Origin of the sequence: Oscillibacter sp. 1-3 (genome assembly GCF_000403435.2) — a bacterium.
Taxonomy (GTDB): domain Bacteria; phylum Bacillota; class Clostridia; order Oscillospirales; family Oscillospiraceae; genus Oscillibacter.
Genome location: NZ_KE159710.1, coordinates 93,276 through 110,395, shown reverse-complemented (window position 1 = coordinate 110,395; position 17,120 = coordinate 93,276). Strand labels below are relative to the sequence as shown.

At 58.7% G+C, this 17,120-nt stretch carries 21 protein-coding genes and 1 other RNA gene; 2 read left to right on the top strand and 20 right to left on the bottom strand.

What is annotated here, in order from left to right; all coding sequences use genetic code 11:
• The 3 genes from ligA to murD are packed head-to-tail and all read right to left on the bottom strand — an operon-like array spanning position 1 to position 4,115.
• Complete coding sequence (ligA, locus tag C816_RS16370) at positions 1-1,977, bottom strand: NAD-dependent DNA ligase LigA (RefSeq protein ID WP_016323518.1); 1,977 nt, start codon at positions 1,975-1,977, stop codon at positions 1-3.
• Positions 1,978-1,993: 16 nt separating this feature from the next.
• The gene (yunB, locus tag C816_RS16365) at positions 1,994-2,686 is read right to left on the bottom strand and encodes a sporulation protein YunB (RefSeq protein ID WP_016323517.1); all 693 of its coding nucleotides are present in this window, start codon (positions 2,684-2,686) and stop codon (positions 1,994-1,996) included.
• A gap of 52 nt (positions 2,687-2,738) precedes the next feature.
• Complete coding sequence (gene murD, locus C816_RS16360) at positions 2,739-4,115, bottom strand: UDP-N-acetylmuramoyl-L-alanine--D-glutamate ligase (protein WP_016323516.1); 1,377 nt, start codon at positions 4,113-4,115, stop codon at positions 2,739-2,741.
• A 168-nt stretch (positions 4,116-4,283) separates the two neighbouring features.
• On the opposite strand from murD, the gene C816_RS16355 reads away from it, so the two are divergent.
• Positions 4,284-4,988 carry an alpha/beta hydrolase gene (locus tag C816_RS16355; protein WP_016323515.1) on the top strand — a complete coding sequence of 235 codons (705 nt, stop codon included), beginning with the start codon at positions 4,284-4,286 and terminating at the stop codon, positions 4,986-4,988.
• 32 nt (positions 4,989-5,020) lie between these two features.
• An RNA gene (gene rnpB, locus C816_RS22085) (RNase P RNA component class A) lies at positions 5,021-5,375 on the top strand.
• Positions 5,376-5,488: 113 nt separating this feature from the next.
• Here rnpB and C816_RS16350 read toward each other — a convergent pair.
• The 17 genes from C816_RS16350 to C816_RS16270 form a co-directional block, all read right to left on the bottom strand.
• Complete coding sequence (locus tag C816_RS16350) at positions 5,489-6,013, bottom strand: hypothetical protein (RefSeq protein WP_016323514.1); 525 nt, start codon at positions 6,011-6,013, stop codon at positions 5,489-5,491.
• Between the two features lie 6 nt (positions 6,014-6,019).
• Positions 6,020-6,301 carry a hypothetical protein gene (locus tag C816_RS16345; RefSeq protein WP_016323513.1) on the bottom strand — a complete coding sequence of 94 codons (282 nt, stop codon included), beginning with the start codon at positions 6,299-6,301 and terminating at the stop codon, positions 6,020-6,022.
• A gap of 275 nt (positions 6,302-6,576) precedes the next feature.
• Positions 6,577-7,311 (bottom strand): YebC/PmpR family DNA-binding transcriptional regulator, encoded by a 735-nt coding sequence (locus C816_RS16340; RefSeq protein ID WP_016323512.1) that lies wholly within the window; start codon positions 7,309-7,311, stop codon positions 6,577-6,579.
• Between the two features lie 6 nt (positions 7,312-7,317).
• Positions 7,318-8,106: a Nif3-like dinuclear metal center hexameric protein gene (locus tag C816_RS16335; protein ID WP_016323511.1), complete on the bottom strand. Its 789-nt coding sequence runs from the start codon at positions 8,104-8,106 to the stop codon at positions 7,318-7,320.
• Entirely contained in the window at positions 8,090-8,794 is a 705-nt protein-coding gene (locus C816_RS16330) for a tRNA (adenine(22)-N(1))-methyltransferase (RefSeq protein ID WP_016323510.1), read from the bottom strand. Before C816_RS16330 ends, C816_RS16335 begins: the two co-directional genes overlap by 17 nt.
• A gap of 73 nt (positions 8,795-8,867) precedes the next feature.
• Positions 8,868-9,077 (bottom strand): DUF1858 domain-containing protein, encoded by a 210-nt coding sequence (locus C816_RS16325; protein WP_016323509.1) that lies wholly within the window; start codon positions 9,075-9,077, stop codon positions 8,868-8,870.
• Between the two features lie 223 nt (positions 9,078-9,300).
• Positions 9,301-9,582, bottom strand: coding sequence for a zinc-ribbon domain containing protein (locus tag C816_RS16320; RefSeq protein ID WP_016323508.1), 282 nt, complete (start codon positions 9,580-9,582; stop codon positions 9,301-9,303).
• 38 nt (positions 9,583-9,620) lie between these two features.
• Positions 9,621-10,262 carry a sigma-70 family RNA polymerase sigma factor gene (locus C816_RS16315; RefSeq protein WP_016323507.1) on the bottom strand — a complete coding sequence of 214 codons (642 nt, stop codon included), beginning with the start codon at positions 10,260-10,262 and terminating at the stop codon, positions 9,621-9,623.
• 135 nt (positions 10,263-10,397) lie between these two features.
• Positions 10,398-10,766, bottom strand: a complete 369-nt coding sequence (locus tag C816_RS16310) for an SdpI family protein (RefSeq protein WP_016323506.1) — start codon at positions 10,764-10,766, stop codon at positions 10,398-10,400.
• Between the two features lie 12 nt (positions 10,767-10,778).
• Positions 10,779-11,840, bottom strand: a complete 1,062-nt coding sequence (ruvB, locus tag C816_RS16305; protein WP_016323505.1) for a Holliday junction branch migration DNA helicase RuvB — start codon at positions 11,838-11,840, stop codon at positions 10,779-10,781.
• A 28-nt stretch (positions 11,841-11,868) separates the two neighbouring features.
• Positions 11,869-12,084, bottom strand: coding sequence for a hypothetical protein (locus C816_RS16300; protein WP_016323504.1), 216 nt, complete (start codon positions 12,082-12,084; stop codon positions 11,869-11,871).
• Between the two features lie 39 nt (positions 12,085-12,123).
• On the bottom strand, positions 12,124-12,729 hold the full coding sequence (ruvA, locus tag C816_RS16295; RefSeq protein ID WP_016323503.1) for a Holliday junction branch migration protein RuvA: 606 nt from the start codon (positions 12,727-12,729) through the stop codon (positions 12,124-12,126).
• A 10-nt stretch (positions 12,730-12,739) separates the two neighbouring features.
• Entirely contained in the window at positions 12,740-13,249 is a 510-nt protein-coding gene (gene ruvC / locus C816_RS16290) for a crossover junction endodeoxyribonuclease RuvC (protein WP_016323502.1), read from the bottom strand.
• Positions 13,250-13,342: 93 nt separating this feature from the next.
• The gene (locus C816_RS16285; RefSeq protein ID WP_016323501.1) at positions 13,343-14,731 is read right to left on the bottom strand and encodes a DUF4179 domain-containing protein; all 1,389 of its coding nucleotides are present in this window, start codon (positions 14,729-14,731) and stop codon (positions 13,343-13,345) included.
• Positions 14,728-15,201 carry a sigma-70 family RNA polymerase sigma factor gene (locus tag C816_RS16280; RefSeq protein ID WP_016323500.1) on the bottom strand — a complete coding sequence of 158 codons (474 nt, stop codon included), beginning with the start codon at positions 15,199-15,201 and terminating at the stop codon, positions 14,728-14,730. The genes C816_RS16285 and C816_RS16280 overlap by 4 nt, the downstream gene beginning before the upstream one ends.
• Positions 15,202-15,459: 258 nt before the next feature.
• A complete protein-coding gene (gene xerD / locus C816_RS16275; protein ID WP_016323499.1) occupies positions 15,460-16,341 on the bottom strand; it encodes a site-specific tyrosine recombinase XerD in 882 nt (293 codons plus the stop codon).
• 32 nt (positions 16,342-16,373) lie between these two features.
• Complete coding sequence (locus C816_RS16270) at positions 16,374-17,009, bottom strand: hypothetical protein (RefSeq protein ID WP_016323498.1); 636 nt, start codon at positions 17,007-17,009, stop codon at positions 16,374-16,376.
• Positions 17,010-17,120: the final 111 nt, after the last annotated feature.

Genomic DNA, 17,120 nt, shown 5'->3' with positions numbered 1-17,120 from the left:
TCACTCCAGCATGTTCGCAAATTCCTCCTCCGTCAGAACAGGAATCTCCAGCTCCTGGGCCTTTTTCAGCTTGCTGCCGGCGGCCTCTCCGGCCACCACATAGGTGGTGCGCTTGGAGACGGAGCCGGCGGCCTTGCCGCCCCGCTCCTCAATCATGGCCTGCGCAGCCTTGCGGTCAAACCGGGTGAGGGTTCCCGTGAGGACGAAGGTCATTCCGGCGAAGCGCTCGTCCACCATCTGCTGGATACTCTCCATATTGACGCCTGCCTCCCGCAGGCGACGGAGCAGATCCTGAGACTGCGGCTCCGCCAGATAATCTGCGATGCATTGGGCTGTAATCTCTCCCACATCGTCGATCTCCGTCAGTTCTTCCAGGGAGGCCGCCTTCAGGGCGTCAAAGGTCTTGAAGTGGGAGGCCAAAACCTTAGCGGCCTTCTCCCCCACCTGGCGGATGCCAAGGCCGTAGATCAGCTTGCTCAGGTCGTTGCCCTTGGACTTCTCAATGGCCCGGATTAGGTTCTCCGCCGACTTGGCTCCCATGCGCTCCAGCTTAGCCACGTCACCGGCGCGGAGCGCATACAGATCGGCGGCGTTCCGGATCAGCCCGCTGTCCACCAACTGCTGTACAACGGCAGGGCCCAGGCCCTCGATGTCCATGGCGTCTCGGCTGGCGAAGTGGGTGATATTCCGCAGCAGCTGAGCGGGACACTCCGCGCCGGTACAGCGGAGCGCGGCGCCGTCCGGGTCCCGGCGCGCCGGTGCGCCGCAGACCGGACAGGACTCCGGCAGGAAATAGGACTCTGTGCCCTCTGGGCGCTTGGAAACGTCCACTTCCACAATCTCCGGAATGATCTCTCCTGCCTTCTGCACAATCACCGTGTCGCCAATCCGGATGTCCTTCTCTGTGATATAGTCCTGGTTGTGGAGGGTGGCGCTGGTGACGGTGGTGCCCGCCAGACGCACGGGCTCCAGTACGGCCTTGGGCGTCAAAACGCCGGTGCGCCCCACTTGAATGACAATGTCCAGCACCCTGGAGGGCTTCTTCTCCGGCGGGTATTTATAGGCCACCGCCCACTTGGGAAATTTGGCGGTACTTCCTAGTACAGCGCGGTCTGACAAGGTGTTTATCTTTATAACTGCGCCGTCAATATCAAAGGGATATTTCAACCGCTCATCGTTGATGCGGCTGATCTCAGCCTGACAGGCGGACACGCCGGAGAGCGTTGCGTGGGGGATGACCTTGAACCGCTGGGAGGCCAGATAGTCCAGTGTCCCAGCATGGGTGGAGAATTCCCGTCCCTCCGCCATCTGCAGGTTGAATATCTGAATGTCCAGCCGCCGCTCCGCGCAGATCTTTGGGTCCAGCTGCCGCAGAGAGCCGGCGGCGGCGTTTCGGGGATTGGCCATCAGGGGCTTGCCCTGCAATTCCCGCAGAGCGTTGATCTCCTCGAACACCGACCGGGCCATGTAGACTTCACCCCGAACGATCAGCCGGGGCAGCTTCTCCGGCAGCGCCATGGGAATGGAACGGATGGTTCTGAGATTTTCCGTCACGTCCTCTCCCACCATGCCGTCGCCCCGTGTGGCGCCCCGGACAAAGACACCGTCCCGGTACTCCAGGGCCACAGAGAGACCGTCTACCTTGGGCTCCACGGAGTACTCCGTCGGAGCCCCCAGGGCCTCGTCCATACGCTGGCAGAACTCCGCCACCTCCTCGGCGTTGAACACGTCCTGGAGGCTCTCCAGCGGCACCTCATGAGTGTAGGTGGAAAATCCCTCCAGGAGCTTTCCGCCGATGCGCTGGGTGGGTGAATCCGGTGTAATCTCCTCCGGGTGAGCCGCCTCCAGCTCCTCCAGGCGGCGGTTCAGCAGGTCGTACTCCCGGTCGCTCATAGTGGGCGCGTCCAGCACATAGTAGCGGTAGCCGTTTTCGTTCAATACGTCGCGCAGATGTCTGATCTCCTCGCGGTAGTCCATGGGAAACTCCTCCATATCAATTGGTACTCAGGATATACTCGTCATAGTTGGATGGAACGGTGGCGAAATAGGTGTAGGTGTCCGGTACGGAGCCCACAATGATGGTCTCTGCCACGGTGACGGCGTTGGACACCTGCGTATCCGCCGTAAAGCCGGGCAGCAGAATGCTGACGTAGACCTCAATATTCAAAACGATCTGGTGCTTGGTCTGGTTGATGCCGGCGGAGATGAACTCGTTTTCAAACCAGGCCGAGGAGCTCCCTACCGACTCCATCCGCACGGAGATCTCCGGTCCCCGTCCCGCCAGCAGCACAGAGCCGCTGAGACTGCCGATGGAGATGGACAGGTCCTGGGGCGGCACCTGGTCGATTCGATCCAGAATGATGTCCAGAATGTCCGACTGCAGCCGGTTGCAGGCCATCATGTTGCTGTGGACGGCGGTAATCCTGCCCTCGTAATCCTTCTCAAAGGAGACCAGCTTCTCATAGCTGATCTCGCCGCTGTCAATGGCCTCCTGCACCGACCGGGAGATGATGGAATTCACCACATAGGAGACCCTGGTGGCCGCCAGGCTCTCCAGCACCGGACGCAGATGGGCCGTAGTCAGAATCAGAGATGAGATAACCATCACTGCCAGCGTGAACAAAAGAGACCGCAGTATTGTCCGGCGATTGAGCCAGCGGCGGTAATAGAAAAATCCAGGCCTCATAAATGCCACCCCCTCCGGCAATTCTATGCGGAGGCGGCTTGCCCTTATCTCTCTATTTCAGGGCGTTGACAATCTCTTTGAACACCCAGCCCCGCTCCATGAAGTTGGCGAAGCGGTCAAAGGAGGTGCTGGCCGGAGAGAGCATCACCACGTCGCCCTCCTCCGCCCGGCTCTGGGCCAGGGCGGCCGCCTCCTGGTAGTCGTTTACATCCACAACCTCCAGTCCGGCATAGTTCTCCGCCTGTTCCACGGCATGGCGGATCACCCCGGCTGTGGCGCCGCAGAGGATCAAGAGCTTCACATGTTCGTTGACCTCCGGCCCCAAAGCGTCATAGGGAATCCCCTTGTCCTTGCCGCCGGCAATGAGAATGATCTTTTGGTCAAAGGAGCGGAGACCTGCGATGGTGCGGCTGGGGCTGGATGCGATGGAATCGTTGTAGTAGCGCACACCGTTCAGCTCCCGAACCAGCTCAATACGGTGCTCCACACCGCCAAACTCCGCTGCAAACTTCCGGATGATCTCATCTGGCACGATACCGTCCACGGCGGCAATGGCCGCCATGTAGTTTTCCACATTGTGGATACCGGGCAGCTTGATGCCGGAGAGGCGCAGGACCTCCCGCTCCTCACTGCCGCGCCGAGCAGTTACGGCGTCTCCCCGCAGAAATACGCCGTCCTTCACCTCCCGCCGCCGGGAAAACAGCCTCGCCCGTCCCGGAATGCGGCCGGATTCCTCCAGCGTAATATCATTATCGGCATTGAATACTGCAATATCCTCTGCTGTCTGATGTGTAAAGATATTCTCCTTTGCAGATATATACTCTGCAAAATCTCTGTGAACATCCAGATGGTTGGGCGCCAGATTGGTGACGACGGCGATGTGAGGACTATGGGTCATGGTCATCAGCTGGAAGGAACTCAACTCCAGTACGGCGATGTCCTCTGGCCGCATTTTCCCTGTCTCCGCCAGCAAAGGATGCCCGATGTTTCCCCCGAGGTGAACGGTCTTCCCCGCAGCTTTCAGCAATTCCGCAATGATGGTGGTGGTGGTGGTCTTGCCGTCACTGCCGGTCACCGCAATTTTTGTGCAGGGACAAACCTCAAAAAACACCTCCATTTCACTGGTGAGCCGGCTTCCCCGCTCCACGGCGGCATTCAGCTCCGGCAGGTCGGGCCGCATGCCGGGGGTACGGAAGATGACGTCCTGATCCAGGCCCTGGAGATAGCCCTCACCCAGGCGCAGGCGGCAGCCCTTTGCCTCCAGCTCGTTTGCCAGAGGGCCTAATGCCTCCCGGCTCTTTTTGTCACAGGCGGTAACGTCGATGTCCCGGGAGAGCAGCAGCTGGATCAGCGGCTGATTGGAGACGCCAATGCCGATGACGGCCACGGTCTTATCCTGTAAACTTTTTAGGTATTCCTCAAATGTCATGGAAACCGCTCCTTACATATTCATTAAAGAATAGACATAGAAATTATACCGCAAGCGGCGGCGAATTACAACGAGGCGGAGAAATTTTCTCAGGTCCTCCTGTCCTTGCCATAAACGGCGTGTTGTGCTATAATGGGAGCGATATAAACACATAAGGAGGCGCTGAGCTTGGAATTACAGCGTTTTGAAATCGAGACAATTCCCTGTGTCCTCTGGGGAGCGGAGTCAGACCGGGTCATTGTGGGAATTCACGGAGCGCAGTCCCATAAGGAAGATACGCCTTTCCGCCTCCTGGCGGAGACCGCCGCGGGCTGTCAGGTCCTCTGCTTCGACCTGCCGGATCATGGAGACCGGCAGGGGGAGCTGTGCAAGCCTCCGTCTTGTGTCCGGGACCTCACTGCCGTTCTGGACTATGCAGAGGCCCGGTGGAAACACATTGGGCTCTTTGCAGTCAGCATGGGCGCTTATTTCAGTCTGCTGGCCTGCTGGGACCGCCGGATCGAGGGGGCCTGGTTCCTCTCCCCTGTGGTGGACATGGGCGCTTTGATTAACAACATGATGACCTGGTTTGATGTGTCTCCGGAGCGGCTGAAACAGGAACAGGCTGTCCCCACCCCCATGGGACAGACACTCTACTGGGATTACTACTGCTATGTGCGGGAACATCCTATCCGCCGCTGGCCCATTCCCACGGAGATTTTGACCGGAGGTCGGGACACACTGTGCGATCCGGCTGTGACGGCCTCATTTGCGGACCGGTTTTCCTGCCGCTTGCGGACGGAGGAGACCGCGGAGCACTGGTTCCACACAGAGTCGGATCTGTCCGCCCTGGAGCGGTGGCTGCGGGAGACCGGGGGCGATTTTATCCGTTGACAATCCAGTGCCTTTCCTGTAAAATGAATGGGCGAGTAAGACAGACAGTCGCGTGGGCAGGCCGAAAGGCCGTCCATGAGGAAAGTCCGGGCTCCATAGGGCAAGGATAACGGGTAACGCCCGCCGAAGGCGACTTCAGGAAAAGTGCAACAGAGATATACCGCCGCCATAGCTTCTCTGTGGCGGTAAGGGTGGAAAGGTGCGGTAAGAGCGCACCCGACGGCTGGGAACTGTCCGTCGCTGTAAACTCTATCCGGAGCAACACCGTGGGAGGACACAGAAGGCCGGCCCGGCCGTCCTCAGGAGGTGGCTTGAGCGTACCGGCAACGGTGCGCCTAGATAGATGACTGTCAAATACAGAACCCGGCTTACAGTTTTGCTCGTGAAATACGGCCCCCGCTGGCATATCCGCCAGCGGGGGCCCTGTATTTTTTACTGTTCCCAAATGCACACCAGCCGTTCCCGGACCTCCTCCGGCACCGTGTCCGGCCAGAATGCAGTCACCTCTCCATCGGCCCAGTCGTAACCCGGTAGGGCTTCTCCGGCCAGCGATTGCGGACCATCAGCTCGTTCTCCCCGTCTCCATCGACATCCGCCGGCGTGACTGACAGGCAGTCCTCCACCTTGAGAACTTGCTGCCGGTCATCCCACTCGAAAGTCTCGCTGTTCCATGTCCCTGTCCAGAAACGGTAGGTGCTGAGGTACACGCGGCCCCGTGGCTCACTGTAAGGGTCCGGATACCGGGACTCGTTTTCATAGAATACCTGATCACAGCCAAGCATCGGAGCACTCTCGGGTTCAAAGGTCACACTGACCATCCCACCCAAAACAGCCGTGCCCCGGTCTTCAAAGGAACGGAGGGTACCGCGGCGGGTCAGACGGTTCCACTGATAGTCCATCTCGTATGAAGGAATATCTCCCCACTCGTTCACCGTGGTAAGGGTATCAAAGTCCACACCGCTGGCACACTTCAGGCGAATCAGGTGGCCTTGCTTCTCAATGTAGATGTAGTCGCTATTTCCCACGGACTCCTAGAGGACAATAGACGTCCCCATCTGTTCATGGATCGTGGTGGCCGCATAGAAAATCGCCGCCAATACAGCGGCCACAATGGCCAAAACAGCCAGAGCCGTGCGGAGGGCTGTCCTCCGGCGGTCCGTTTGTTGGTTTTCCCGGGAAATCTCCAAAATGTTTTTCACAGGCTGTTCCTCCTTCTTTTTCTCTTCTGCCCTGCGGCAGGCAATCAATTCTTCCACCCCCAAGCCAAAGACTTCCGCCAGCGGTTCCAGCAGCGTCACGTCCGGGTAGCTCAATCCCCCGCTCCCACATGCTCACGGCCTTGTCCGTGATGTGGAGCCGCTCTGCCAGGTCCCGCTGGGTCATGTCCCGGCTTCTCCGGTTTTCGGCGATAAATGTGCCAAGCCGTTCTTTTGTTATGGAATCACCTCGCCCTCAGTCTACCCCTCCCCGCTGAAAAAGCAACCGACCAGCGGTAGAGTCAAATAATGCGCACCAATATATAAACAAAACCTAGTTTTTGTTTATATATTGCCAAAAAGAGAGGGACGGCTCACGCCGTCCCCATGTCTTAGCCGTTGTCCCAGTTGTGCCAGACGTTCTGCACATCGTCATTGTCCTCCAGCATGTCGATGAGCTTCTCCATGTTTTTCACATCGCCCTCACCAGAGAGCTGGATGTAATTCTGGGGGACCATCTCCACCTCGGCGCTGGCGAAGGTATACCCCTTCTCCTCCAAGGCCTTCACCACATCGTTGAAAACGTCGGGGTCGCAGGTAATCTCCAGGGCGGTGCCATCAGCCTCGAAGTCCGCCGCGCCGGAGTCCAGAGCGTCCATCATGACGGTATCCTCGTCCAACTCGCCCTCCTCGTTGTCGATCACCAAAACGCCTTTTCTGTCAAAAGACCAGCTGACACAGCCCTGGGCGCCCAGATTGCCGTTGCACTTGTCAAAGGCATGGCGAACCTCCGGAGCGGTGCGCTGACGGTTGTCGGTCAGGGCCTCCACGATGACGGCCACGCCGCCGGGGCCATAGCCCTCGTAGGTCACAGCCTCGTAGTTGTCGGTGTTGCCGGAGCCCAGAGCCTTGTCGATGGTGCGCTTGATGTTGTCGTTGGGCATATTCACGGCCTTGGCCTTGGCGATGACGGTGGCCAGACGGGAGTTATTATTGGGGTCGCCGGAGCCGCCCTCCTTCACCGCCACAATGATCTCGCGGGCGATCTTGGTGAATGCGGCGGAGCGCTTGGCGTCAGCCGCACCCTTGGTCTTTTGGATATTATGCCATTTGGAATGTCCGGACATAGTGTATTACTCTCCTTCAATATAATACTGAATCACTTCCCGGTGGGAAGCGGATTTTGTAACGGTCAGCTCAGGAAAGCGGGCCAATAAATACGAGACAATCTCACCGCAGATCAAATCCTCCGTTGGGAAATGTCCGGCGTCAATGAGGCTAATCCCCTTCCCCGCCGCATCCAGAAACTGGTGGTAGCTCAGGTCGGAGGTGACGAAGGTGTCGCACCCGGCGGCGATGGCGTCATCCTCGAAATCCCCGCAGGCGCCGCCGCCTACTGCTACGTGGGAAACCAGACCTCCGGCACCGGCGTAGCGTACGCCGCTGCAGCCCAGTGTCCTGCGGACAAACCGCACGAACTCCAGCAGAGCCATGGGCTCAGCCAAGGTGCCGTGCCGTCCGATTCCCGATTCATGCAGCGGGACGGGGTCTGCCAGATGCAGCGCTTTTGCCAGCAGGTCGTTGACGCCCCCTTGGGCCGCATCTAGATTGGTGTGCATACAGATGGCGGAGATATTGTTCCGCAGGAGCTTCAGCAGCAACCGCCCCTGGGGACGGTCCTCCCGGACAGTCTGTACCGGCAGCCACTTGCAGTTCATGACCGGATGGTGGGACACAATCAGCTGACAGCCCAGGTCCAGGGCCTCGTCCGCCACTTCCTCCGTAATATCCAGGGCCACCAGAACATGGGAGACCGCATCGCCGGGGCCGCCCAGCAGATGCCCCACATTGTCCCAGTCCGCAGCCAGTTCCTTCGGCGCCCAGTCGAACAAAGCCTGCTCGATCTCACGGACAGTTGGCATGGCGCCACTCCTCTCTCATGGACAGCAGCGCGGTGAGAACCTCCCGCAGTGCGTCCGCTTTTTCCTGATTTTCCGGGCCGCCGGCCCGGTTCAGCCCCGCCACAGCGCTCTGCAGGCGGATGATCTTCCCAATGATGTACTGTTCCCCCAGCGGGTCTTTGAGCAGCCTGGCCCCGCCGTAGAGCTGGCCGAGACTCAGCGCCTCCTGCCCTGCCGTGACCTCTATGCAGGGATACAAAATCCCCCGGTCCCGGACCAGGGCCTCCCGGATGATCCGATAGCCATGCTCCGAGAGGAACTGCCGCAGATCCTCCGCCCTGGTCTGGGGCTGGAGCAGCAGCGTGTGGGCACCGTCCGCCGTCCAAGGCGCGCTGGCAAGGATGGCGGCGATGTTCTCCCCGCCCATCCCGGCAATAACAATGGTATCCGCCTCGTCAGGCTGAATACCCGAGAGACCATTGCACAAACGGAAGTCCACGCCCTCCGCTCCATAGGTCCGTCCGGTCTCCCGCGCCCGCGCCAGAGGGCCCTCTCGCAGGTCGCTGGCAATGGCAGAGGCCACGCGGCCGTGAAGTACCAGCCACACAGGCAAATAGGCGTGATCTGTGCCAACATCAGCGACTCGCGCGCCGGGCCGCACCCAGCCGGCCAGCAGCCGCAGCCGGGGCGAGAGCTCCAGGTGCCTCATGGAAAACCTCCTTGAAACGTCCCGCGGAAGGACGCATACGGATTCCCGTATGCGTCCTTGTTAGAGTCGTCCTTTACTGGGCGGCCTTGTTGGCCTCCTCATTCACCAGAGTCAGAAGCTTGTCAACGTCTACACCGTGGACCATGCAGGCCTCCTCCACAGTCTCACCCCGGGAAGAAGGACAGCCCAGGCAATGCATGCCAATGGACAGGAAGATGGGCGCCGTCTGGGGTGCTACGTCCAGAATATCGCCGATGATGGTATCTTTTGTAATGGTAACCATAGAGATGTTTCCTCCAATTTCAAATAGTCATGCCGGGACTCCGCCCGTGTTCCAACGGAACGGAGCGGCCTTTTTCGGCAAAAAACTGTTCATGTGGTATTATACTCTATTATCCACGCAAGTTCAATAGAAAACCGAAGAAAACCTTGGTGTTTTCGTAAAAAACCGGCGTCCGTATATACGGACGCCGGTTTTCTCTGTAAGAGACAAAACGAAATAATCGTTATCTCTGCTCCTCGCGCATCTTGGCGAAGCACTCGCTGCAGTAGACGGGCCGGTCAGACTTGGGCTCGAAGGGAACCTTCGCCTCACCGCCGCAGGCGGCGCACACGGCAGTGAAGTACTCACGGGGGCCGCGGGCGGCGTTCTTGCGGGCGTCACGGCAGGCCTTGCAGCGCTGGGGCTCGTTCTGGAAGCCGCGCTCCGCGTAGAACTCCTGCTCACCGGCGGTGAATACGAACTCCTGGCCGCACTCTTTGCACACTAAAGTCTTGTCTTCGTACATGTTTTTACCCTCTCTTTGAAAAGAAAAATATATTGCGTTCAGCTCTCGCTGACATCGCCGGAAAGTAATTGCTGCGCTACCTTGCGCCGAATGCGCTGCACAGCGTTGTCCACGGACTTTGGGGGCCTGCCTACCGTCTTGGCAATTTCCCTGCATGAAAGACCGTCTAAATAGTACCCCAAAATCTTCGCTTCAAATTCGGACAACTGTTTCCGGACACCGGATAAGAGGGCTGCCGTGTGCTCCCTGTCGATCAGATCATCTTCAGGGTTCCGCTGCGCCAAATTATTGGTACCAGAGGTGTAGGAATTACTGTCAAAGAAGGGTGTATCCAGAGGAACCGACTGATTAAGCGGTGCATGCTTATCCCGCGCCGCGGCGCGGAGAACGGAATACAGCCGGCTGCGAATGCAGATTTCCGCGAATGTCCGGAAGGATGCCTCTTTGGAGGCGTCATACTCCCGAACGGCTTTGATGAGGCCCACCATGCCCTCCTGGGTCAGGTCCTCGCTGTCGCCGCCAAAGAGAAAGAACGGACGGGCACAGGTACGGACCAAACGGTTATAGCGTGTGACCAGAACCTCCTCCGCCATGCGGTTTCCAGAGGCCGCCAGACCACAGAGGTCCTCGTCGATCATCTGCTCCAGAGAAAGCTGTGGATGCTCATAAGATTTATACATATTGCATTATACCTGTTTCCTGATAGAAATGTCAAGCGAATTATCAAAATTAACAAGGGAATTTCTGAAAAAACCTGGGATTTTATGAAATTCAACAGCCGTTTTCCGGGAAAATCAGCCGCATCTTCCCTTCCATCAGCCAAATTTCCGCTTCAAAGCCCCTTCTGTGGCGGGAATCACCGCCAAAAATGGAATCATCTGGATTCCCGTCAAGACCATGGCGGAGGCACCCACCTTATCAATGCTCTGCCCGAAAAGTAGGAGCATCCAGACCAGCGAGACCGCCAGCGCGGGCCTGCCGGACAGTACCCAAAACCGCCCGCTGTAGGCATGGGCGAAGTCCCAGGCCGCCTGACTTTGCATGGAGCGGGCGGTCCGGTAGCCGTAGCCGCTGTTGATGCTCTGGGGCGGTTTCTTCTGAAAACACCGGCCAAAATACAGCATGCACGCCGGGATCAGCAGCATCGACACCAGCATGAACAGCCAAAACAACAGATCTGCCATCGTCTCTCCTCTTCACAGTGTCAGCTGCTCCATGGGATTCTCCGGCGCTGCGCCTCCGGGGATGGGCTTATGAAGATGCTGGTACGCCTTCTGTGTGACGCACCGGCCCCGGGGCGTCCGGGTCAGTAATCCCAGTTGCATGAGATAGGGCTCATATACATCCTCCAGCGTCACGGATTCCTCACCGATGGTGGCCGCCAGGGTCTCCAGCCCCACGGGACCGCCGTTATAGTGGTCGATGATGGCCCCCAGCATCCGCCGGTCCACAGGGTCCAGACCCAGATAGTCGATCTCCAGGGCGCAGAGGGCGTGGTCCGCCACCTCCCGGGCGATGACGCCGTCGGCCTTCACCTGGGCGAAGTCCCGGACCCGGCGCAGCATCCGGTTGGCAATTCGGGGGGTGCCCCGGCTGCGGCGGGCAATCTCATAGGCCCCCTCCGGCACGATGTCCACATTCAAAATACCTGCGCTCCGGGTGACGATTTTCGCAAGCTCCTCCGCCGTATACAGCTCCAGCCGCAATGTCACGCCGAAGCGATCCCGCAGCGGCGCGGACAACTGTCCCGCCCGGGTGGTAGCGCCGATCAGGGTAAATTGGGGCAGGTCCAGCCGGATGGAGTTGGCGCTGGGCCCCTTCCCTACGATGATGTCCAGGGCGTAGTCCTCCATGGCGGGATACAGAATCTCCTCTACGGAGCGGTTCAGCCGGTGGATTTCATCCACAAAGAGGATGTCCCCCTCGTTGAGATTGGTCAAAAGCGCCGCCAGATCCCCGGGCTTTTCGATGGCGGGGCCGGAGGTGATACGGATATTGACCCCCATCTCCTGGGCAATGATCCCTGCCAGAGTGGTCTTACCCAGCCCTGGGGGGCCATGGAGCAGAACGTGATCCAGGGCCTCCTCCCGCTTCTGGGCGGCGGCGATGAAGATGGCCAGATTTTCCTTTGCTTTCTCCTGACCGATGTATTCCCGCAGGGATTTCGGCCGGAGGGAGCCCTCCTGCACATCCTCCTGGAGGAAGGTCTTGGCCACGATGGGCTCCTCGTAAATGTCGCTTCCAAAGTCGATGCTCAAAACGCCGCTTCCTCCTCTCTGCCGCGCGTCACTGGAACAGGATCGCCAGAATAATACTGAGGATACTCAGGGCCAGAAATCCCCCTGCCGCCCCCAGAGCCACCTGGGCCTTCTTGCGGTACCGCGCCTGCTCCTCTGCGTCCAGTTTCTTACTGTTGATAAGAATGCGGCTGTACTTGGAAAACCGCCACATCATGAAAATGCTGGCCAGAAAACACCAGCCGATCAGATCAGAAAAACGCACAGGACGGCCTCCTCTCTGCCGCGATGAAATAAATATGCCTCACCGCACCATTTTTTTCAGGCTTTGACGAATGATCTCCTCCAAAGGCAATTTCTCCACGTCCACACCTTTCAGGGCGGCGGAGACCTCCTGGCTGGAGTAGCCCAGCACCGCCAGGGCCTGGGCCGCCTCCGTGGCCTTGCTGGCGAACATAGCCGGGGCAGGCACTCCCCTGCCGCCGGAAAAATCCAGTCCGGACGAGACATCCTTCGACATTTTGTCTTTTAATTCCAATATAATCCGCTGTGCCAGCTTTTTCCCCACGCCCGGCGCGGCAGTCAGGGACTTTTCATCTCCGGTTACAATGGCCATAGCCAGGGTCTCCGGCGTTCCGATGGACAGAATCGCCAAAGCCGCCTTAGGGCCCACGCCGGATACTCCGATCAGCTGCTTGAAGCTGTTGAGCTCGTTCTGGGTGGCAAAGCCGTAGAGGTCAAAGAGGTCCTCCCCCACATTCAAATAGGTATAGACCCGACCCCGCTGGCCCTTTTTCAGGGCGGAGAGGGTGTTGTTGGTGGTCTTGCAGGCGTAGCCCACGCCGCCGCAGTCGATGACCGCGAGATACGGCAGCAGCTCCGCTACGGTACCGTCGAGATAGTAGAACATAGGGACCTCCTCAAATAGTCTCCCTCACGTCCCTCCCCTGGGGAATCCGTGAAGTAAAACTCCTTGCATGGCATAGGGCCAGAGCCAATGCGTCTGCGGCGTCGTCCGGCCTGGGGACTGTTTTCAGTTTCAGGAGCCGCTTGGTCATATCCATCACCTGGCGTTTCTCCGCCTTGCCGTAGCCCGTTACTGCCAGCTTCACCTGCGAGGGCGTGTATTCATAGAGCGGAATTCCGCACTTCTCCGCGGCGCAGAGGATAACCCCCCGTCCGTGTGCCACGGCGATGCCGGTGGTGATATTGGTGTTGAAGAACAACTCCTCAATGGAGATCACATCCGGTTTCAGCTGGCCGATCAGCTCCTCCATGTCGCAGCTGATTTGGTACAGGCGGCGGCTGAGGGGCAGACCCGCCGGAGTGGTAATGGCGCCGTACGTCACCATGTGGACTTGTGCCCGTTCCGCCTCCACCAGGCCGAAGCCGATGGTGGCAAAGCCGGGGTCGATGCCTAAAATGCGCATGGCGCTCCCCTTTCAGATTGCATACTTCGATAGTATAGCAAATTTTAGGAAAAAGCGCAACTATAAAAAAAGAGCGCCCGCAGGCGCTCTTTTTTATTTGATGGGGATGGCAACAGGGGTATCGAATTTCGTGATCCGATTGGAGGTGGGGTCCAGATAAACCACGGTGCCGTAGAAGCCCCGCAGGGGGAAGCTCTCGCTGATGACGCCGTCCTCCTCGACCCACTCCTCCGTCTCCGGGTCCAGATAGCCGTAGTTGGAGGCGCTCTGCAAGACCTCGTAGTGGTTCCCGGCTTCGTCCCAGAAGCCGTGGCAGCTCATAAGGTTGCCGAGGTCTCCGATCTCTTCGGTGAATTTCAGGAACGTCACCTCCCAGGAGCCGCCGTATGGACGTTCCGCCTTGAGAAGCCGGATACCCTGGGGGAGATTTTCCACGGTGCCCTCCGTCAGGTCCAGCCGCACTCTGGGGGCGTCCTTGTCCTTCCACCGGGCCTGGGTAATATAGAGGGTCAGATGTTGCCCGTGGCTGAAAAAGGTGCTGTCCAGCCAGAAGGTGGCCCCCTCCTCACTCTCGGGGGCGCCGGAGGCGGTGAGACCGCCAGGGCGCTCAAACCGCTCGCCGTGCTCGTTCTCCAGATACAGGTCCAATCCTGTGAGGTCCGCGGTGTTGCCCTCGCCGGCCCTCAGATTGACCCGGAGATGGGTGGGGTACCGCTCCACCTCCGTCAGGATGAAGCGCTGGCCGTCCAGGGTAAAGGCGGTGTCCACAGGGATGATCTCCCCCTGGGCAGTGTAGTAGGGATCGAACTCCAGGTGGAAAGGGATCTCGGTCAGGTAGTCCGGCTCCCGGTGCTCCGGCGTCTCAAAGGCGGAAGCGTTCAGTTCCGCATTAAGGCGGGCCGCTTGGTCATAGTTATAAAACTGAAAGCACAGGTCCATGACAGACGGAACATCGCATTCCACAAATTGCAGCTTGATCAGCTGGAGCTCGCCGCTGGTCACCTGTGTACTGCCGGAAAATTCCAGGCTGCCGTGGTCTTCGTCGAGACCGTAGTCGTAATTCACATACAGTTCCTGTTCCTTTGGAAACTGCGCTGTGTAAAAGATATTCACCTGCTTGCGGTCCACAATGACGTACTCCACCGTGACAGTGATGCCGTCCTGACTCTTCGTTTCGCCGATGGGCTGGACATACTCGTTTTCCACGGCGGCGGAGAGAGATGGCGAGAAGGCCACAGCCTTCGCCAGCTCACGCAGCCAGGGAATCCGCCCGCAGGCGCTGGCAAAGGGGATGGAGAGATTCACCAGCAGCACAAAGGCTGTAAAGCAGGCGGCCATCCCAATAACCGGAGCCAGAAAAAGACGCCGCTTCTTTTGTAAAGCATTTTTCCTTATCAATGCTCTCTGTGCCGTGCTTTCCAACGCATCCGGCATTGTTTCCAGTCCTGTCAGCAGGGCCTGATATTCCTCGTTTCGGTTCATACGCACTCCTCCTCTCCCAATTCCAGGCGCAGCAGCGCAAGAGCCCTGCGCTGGCGGGTGGCCGCAGTTCCCTGGGGAATCTTCAAGGCGGCAGCAGTTTCCACCTGGGTGTACCCGGCAAAAAACCGCAGGACCACCACCTGCCGCAGCTCCTCCGGCAGCCGCCGGACGGCCTCCCGCAGCGGTAGGGCGTCATACTCGTCCGGCCCGGCGGACTCCGGAAGGGTCTCCTCCCCTGCCAGATGCTTCCGGCGGCGCAGCTCCCGGTGGCATTCGTTGATCAGGATACGGGTGATCCAGGTCTCAAAAAACTCCGGCTGCCGCAGCTTTTTCAGTCCCCGAAGAGCCTGGTATACTGCCTCGTCCACGGCCTCCAGGGCGTCGGCCTCGCTGCCAAGATACAGATACGCGGCACGGTACAGCCGCTCCTTCACCGCTTCTACCCTGCCGGCAAATTCCTCCCCGTCCAAAGCGCCACCTCCTTTCTTTATCTATTAGAGTTTCCAGGACTCCATTTTGTTTTCCAAAAGAAAAATTTTCCGAAATGCAAAAACAGCACGGCTCTGCCGTGCTGCCCGGAAAGGGACTAGGGGGACGCCTAGGCTCCCCCAATTCTTTCGCCCAAAACGAAAGGAAAAATTACAGTCATTTTCGGTTGGACATGCGCCTGCCCCAATATACCTCCGTCCGTTCACCTTTGTGGCGAATACAACAGTGAGCGGACTTCTTCAAGCCCTCGGATGCGCCTTCTGATACACGTCTTTCAGCTGCCGCTTGACAACGTGGGTGTAAATCTGGGTGGAGGAGATGTCAGCATGGCCCAGCATCTCCTGAATGGAGCGCAGGTCCGCCCCGTTCTCCAGCAGATGCACCGCAAAGGAGTGCCGCAGGGTATGGGGCGTGATGTCCTTCTCGATACCCGCTTTTTCCTGGTAGCATTTGATAATCTTCCAAAAGCCCTGACGGCTCATGCGCTCGCCGTTCATATTGACGAACAGAGCCTCCTCCCCGCCATCGGCGATCAGCTGGGGGCGAATGTTTTTCACATAGTCCTGCAAAGCCTTCACGGCACCGTGGTACAGGGGGATAATCCGCTCCTTCCCCTTGCTCCGGCAGCGGATGAAGCCGGCGGAGAGGTTCAGATCGTCCAGATCCAGGGAGATCAGTTCGCTGACCCGAATGCCGGTAGCATACAGAAGTTCCAGCATAGCGTGGTCCCGGAAGCCCTTGGCATCCACGCACTGTGGCTGGTCTAAAAACAGCTCCACCTCCCGGGAGGTGAGGATCTCCGGGTATTTGCGCTCTGATTTGGCGGCGGCCAGCCCTTTGGCGGGATTGGACGCCACGGAGCCCTCCGCCAGAAGGAAGTTGTAAAAGGATTTGACGGAGGCCAGAAACCGGGTAACAGAGGCTGTGGATTTTCCGTGTCCCAGCATCCAATCCATGTAATCCCGCACCATCTCGGCCTTTGCCTGCCGAAGGCCGCACTCCCGGTGGTTCTGCAAATAGTCCGCAAACTGGTTCACATCCCGTAGATAGGACGCGACAGTGTTTCGGGAGGCCTGCTTCTCCTCAGTCAAATATGTACCATATCGTGTCACATCGTCCATGTTTGGAGAAACACCTCCCTCTCTCTTTCTGTTCAGACGATGCCCAGAATCCGCTCCAGGATCAGCTGGAGCAGCCAGGGCGATAGAAATAAGTCCACACACATACCCGCCAGCAGCACAGCTATCACACCGCCAAACCGGACCCAGCAGCTCCGGCCATAGACCACCGGAGCTGCCCGCCTTCCCCGTCCGAAGGACAGACTGGCCAGCGCCGCGCTGGTTCCCCATGCAGGGACCGCCAGCAGAAGGTAACAGGGCAGCGTCACCGCACACCGCAGACCAAAGACCGCCAAAGCCAGCAGAACTCCGTCGGTCCCAAAGGCGGCAGTAAAACAGCAGACGGAAAAAGACAGAAAAAAACCATAGGTCGCTGTGGCAAAGGGCAAAAGAAGTACCCCCAGCGAGGTAAAGCCCAGCAAAAAGGCCAGCAGCGGATAGCGGAAGTAGATCACCGCGGCGGACAGCGCCGCCAAGGCCGTTCGATCCGCGCCGCCGTCCAAACGGAGATAGTCCGTCAGATAGCGGCCCAACTCGTCTCCTGTGGCGTCCGGCACACGGCCTGACAGGACCTGTCCCAAAAGCACGCCGCCCAAAAAGAACAGCGCCAGAAGCACCAGGCGGGGCAGCGGGGCGGACTGCCCGTCTTTTCCTTGTTTTTTCCAAATCAAACCGCCTCACCTCACTTCATCCTATGAGCGAAGCGGGCGGTTTATGAGATGGTTGACGTAAACCGACTGTTATTAAATAATAGTTCAAATTTCCAAAATTATCAAGGAATT

Excerpts from the sequence above, each read along its gene's own strand:
- ligA (WP_016323518.1), bottom strand. The coding sequence starts at position 1,977 with ATGGACTACCGCGAGGAGATCAGACATCTGCGCGACGTATTGAACGAA.
- yunB (WP_016323517.1), bottom strand. The coding sequence starts at position 2,686 with ATGAGGCCTGGATTTTTCTATTACCGCCGCTGGCTCAATCGCCGGACA.
- murD (WP_016323516.1), bottom strand. The coding sequence starts at position 4,115 with ATGACATTTGAGGAATACCTAAAAAGTTTACAGGATAAGACCGTGGCC.
- C816_RS16340 (WP_016323512.1), bottom strand. The coding sequence starts at position 7,311 with ATGTCCGGACATTCCAAATGGCATAATATCCAAAAGACCAAGGGTGCG.
- C816_RS16335 (WP_016323511.1), bottom strand. The coding sequence starts at position 8,106 with ATGCCAACTGTCCGTGAGATCGAGCAGGCTTTGTTCGACTGGGCGCCG.
- C816_RS16330 (WP_016323510.1), bottom strand. The coding sequence starts at position 8,794 with ATGAGGCACCTGGAGCTCTCGCCCCGGCTGCGGCTGCTGGCCGGCTGG.
- C816_RS16325 (WP_016323509.1), bottom strand. The coding sequence starts at position 9,077 with ATGGTTACCATTACAAAAGATACCATCATCGGCGATATTCTGGACGTA.
- C816_RS16320 (WP_016323508.1), bottom strand. The coding sequence starts at position 9,582 with ATGTACGAAGACAAGACTTTAGTGTGCAAAGAGTGCGGCCAGGAGTTC.
- C816_RS16315 (WP_016323507.1), bottom strand. The coding sequence starts at position 10,262 with ATGTATAAATCTTATGAGCATCCACAGCTTTCTCTGGAGCAGATGATC.
- C816_RS16310 (WP_016323506.1), bottom strand. The coding sequence starts at position 10,766 with ATGGCAGATCTGTTGTTTTGGCTGTTCATGCTGGTGTCGATGCTGCTG.
- ruvA (WP_016323503.1), bottom strand. The coding sequence starts at position 12,729 with ATGTTCTACTATCTCGACGGTACCGTAGCGGAGCTGCTGCCGTATCTC.
- ruvC (WP_016323502.1), bottom strand. The coding sequence starts at position 13,249 with ATGCGCATTTTAGGCATCGACCCCGGCTTTGCCACCATCGGCTTCGGC.
- C816_RS16285 (WP_016323501.1), bottom strand. The coding sequence starts at position 14,731 with ATGAACCGAAACGAGGAATATCAGGCCCTGCTGACAGGACTGGAAACA.
- xerD (WP_016323499.1), bottom strand. The coding sequence starts at position 16,341 with ATGGACGATGTGACACGATATGGTACATATTTGACTGAGGAGAAGCAG.